The 3,154-nt window shown below is 46.5% G+C and carries 4 protein-coding genes; 1 reads left to right on the plus strand and 3 read right to left on the minus strand.

The annotated features are described in order from the left end of the window. From OEM52_14590 to bshA, 3 genes are all read right to left on the minus strand, one after another. Positions 1-551, minus strand: a 551-nt coding sequence (locus OEM52_14590; protein ID MDK9701363.1) for a phosphomannomutase, incomplete at its 3' end; no start/stop codon positions are given. 91 nt (positions 552-642) lie between these two features. Then, entirely contained in the window at positions 643-1,284 is a 642-nt protein-coding gene (locus OEM52_14595) for a hypothetical protein (protein ID MDK9701364.1), read from the minus strand. A gap of 6 nt (positions 1,285-1,290) precedes the next feature. After that, positions 1,291-2,421, minus strand: coding sequence for an N-acetyl-alpha-D-glucosaminyl L-malate synthase BshA (gene bshA, locus OEM52_14600; protein MDK9701365.1), 1,131 nt, complete (start codon positions 2,419-2,421; stop codon positions 1,291-1,293). A gap of 121 nt (positions 2,422-2,542) precedes the next feature. Between bshA and OEM52_14605 the strand changes: the two genes are divergently transcribed. Further along, positions 2,543-3,154: porin (locus OEM52_14605; protein ID MDK9701366.1), on the plus strand; the 612-nt coding region annotated here is incomplete at its 3' end.

The following is a 3,154-nucleotide window of genomic DNA, read 5'->3' on the forward strand; positions in this document are numbered from 1 at the left end:
GGTAAAGGCACTGCAGTCATGCCACCGACACCGTTTCCGGCATCTACGACAATTCTACAACTACGCGAAATCTTGAGTTTTCCGGCAAGGTCATCGAGATAACTTGGAATCGGTTCGATAAACTCTTCGTTACCTGCGCCATGTTCAAAATCATTCTCTTGAATGATACGCAATAATTCTTGAATCAATTCGCCATGCAGGGTCTCATCGCCGACCATACCCTTGAAGCCGTTGTAATTGGGGGGATTGTGCGAACCAGTGATTTGCAAGCCGCCATCCACGTTGCCGGTTTTTGTATAATGATACATCACGGGAGTCGGAACCATCCCTAATCGAATTACCGAAACACCCGTCGAACGAATCCCATCGGCGACGATCGGTTCAAATCCGGGACCCGAATTTCTGCCATCTCGACCTAACGCTACTTTTTTGGCACCACGACGCTTAGCAAACGTTCCATACGCTTGCCCGATTTTGCGAACATCCTCATTCGTGAGATCGACATTGACGATGCCGCGAATATCGTACTCTCGAAAAATCAGCGGATTCATGACTACTCCAAAAAATTGCCACGTTAATTGTACGTTAATCCCTATTCAAAAGCAAGCCCAATTTAGTACGGGAGACATATCAAGCGGATTATTACCAATGTAAAAGGTGAACACGGTGAGTACGGTATGAGAAAAATGCTCCAATGATTTCGACTGGTTTCGCCGTATTGCCGGTTCGTTTGAGAACTTCAGTGTTCCGCATTTCCTCTACGACATCCCGAACATGAAGTTTCACAGCCTGATCACAGACATCACGTTTGTAGCGACTTTGAGCGATCTCAAAGGGGCGGCGATAGGCTTGTACAATGGATGGTAGATAACTACCATCCGGAAAAACCCGTTCCGAGTTTTGGGCGGAAGTTGCGGCACCGCAATTGGAATGCCCCATGACAATAACGAGACTGACTCTCAGTTCCGAAACGGCAAACTCAATACTGCCGTAAACCTGTTGACTAAGGATGTTCCCGGCATTCCGAACGACAAACAAATCGCCAATCCCTTGATCGAAAATCACTTCCGAGATAACTCGTGAATCGGAACAGGTGAAGATGGCTGTATGTGGAGTCTGCCGTTCCTTCACCAGTTTTAAATCATGCACCGCTTGTTTCGGAAAGAATCTCCGGTTGGACAGAAAGCGTTGATGCCCTTCCAACAAATGTTGAAAGCTAACATGGTCTTGCAAACGATTATAGAGCGCGGGGGAATCTTTGTTCCAGAGTTGATTGATTTGCATGGTTTGTTACACAGTCTGATAGTAAAAAGCTTCATACTGGTCGACGATTTCTTTTTTGCCGAAATGTGATAGGGAATGGATGCGCCCGGCTTTCCCCATCGCTTGGCGGCGTTCAGGTTGCTCGAGCAGCTCGATGCCCGCTTCTGCCATACTATCGATATCGCCGAGATCTAACAAAAATCCCGTCACCCCACTTTCAATGACTTCCGGTAAACCGCCTACCCGATAAGCTAACACCGGGACCTCACAACACATCGCTTCGAGCGCTGCCAATCCAAACGACTCGGTTTCCGAGGGTAACAGGAATAAATCTGCTAACGCAATCAATTCCGGGATTGCAAGCTGTTTGCCAACAAAAATGGTGTCCCGAAAGATTCCGTATTCTTGTAAAAGATGTTCTGCCCGTGACCGTTCGGGACCATCACCAATTAAAAGCAAACGGGCGTCACGCTTCTGGCGGATCCGGTGAAACACTTCGACAACATCAATAATTCTCTTAACTGCCCGGAAATTCGATAAATGTGCAATGAGCGGAATGTCGCGGGCGAACGAGTGTACCTGCTTCGCCGTTTCTCCCAATGGTTTAAAAATATCGCCATCAACAAAATTGTAGATTACTTCGATCGGTCGCTGCACTTGAAACGATTTCCGGGTTTCATTGGCAAGGAAATTGGATACTGCTGTGACACCCGGTGAGCGGTCGACTCCCAGTTTCACAACCGGAAGAAAGCTGGGATCGTTCCCTACTAACGTGATATCGGTACCATGAAGCGTTGTGATGTAAGGGAGTTTATTCTTGAGAATTTCACCGGCGAGCAGAGCGCTTATGCTATGCGGGATCGCATAATGCACATGTAACAGATCAAGCGATTGCTGCTGTGTGACCTCAACCATTTTGCTTGCCAGTGCCATCGAGTATGGGTAAAATTCAAACAATGGATACTCAAATTGCTCGACTTCATGATAAAAGATGTTCGGAGAAAATAGGGCTAATCGATGGGGAAATTGATAAGTTATAAAATGAATCTCGTGTCCTCGCCGCGCCATTTCCATGCCCAATTCAGTAGCGAGTACACCACTACCGCCATAGGTAGGGTAACAGGAAACACCAATGCGAAGTTTTTTCTTTTCTGACACAAGTAATCCTAATTTGCTAAAGTGTAGTTATACGAACGATGTTTACGACAGTTCTGGTCGCCCTTATCTTAACATAGGGAATCGAGATCATTTACCACACTGTTACCGAAAGGAGATACGAGTGTTGTACGTAAAATGCAGAATCGCTTTGCTTTTCCTTGCTTCTCTCATCACTTTGGGCGTAAGCATAGCACAACCAACACAACCATGGTTTGAACGAGTACAACTCCAAATGATGGTATCGTCGAGTTACTCGATTAATGTAAATAACCCAGCTAATGACTCAAACTCTTACCGTTCAAGTGACTTGGAAGCGAATCGATTCCTGCTCGATATGGTACAGATCTCCCTGCAACAAATCCCTACAAAGGCGAACGAATCCGGTTTTCGATTCGATTTGGCAATGGGGGAAGTCGCACGAATTTATCCAACTGGTTTTGGTAGTTGCGGCGATTATACAATCAATCAAGCGTACATAAGCTATATCGCACCAATGGGAAAAGGACTTCGCGCCGATGCTGGTCTCTTTGCCACTCATTGCGGGTACGAGTTTATGGAAGGGGTCGATGGCTGGAATGATCATGCAACACATTCGTTTCGCTACGCATATGCCGAACCAACCGTGCACTCCGGCCTACGTTTTCAATACCCTTGGTCAGAGCGGTTTACGACATCTTTCATCTTAGCGCAAGGTGCTTTTAGCTACCGAGACAACAACAAAGCAGCTTCCTTT

Source organism: bacterium (assembly GCA_030247525.1).
Classification (GTDB): domain Bacteria; phylum Electryoneota; class JAOADG01; order JAOADG01; family JAOADG01; genus JAOTSC01.

What these genes read in the sequence shown, in the direction of transcription:
- OEM52_14595 (MDK9701364.1), bottom strand. Translation starts at nt 1,284, where the DNA reads ATGCAAATCAATCAACTCTGGAACAAAGATTCCCCCGCGCTCTATAAT.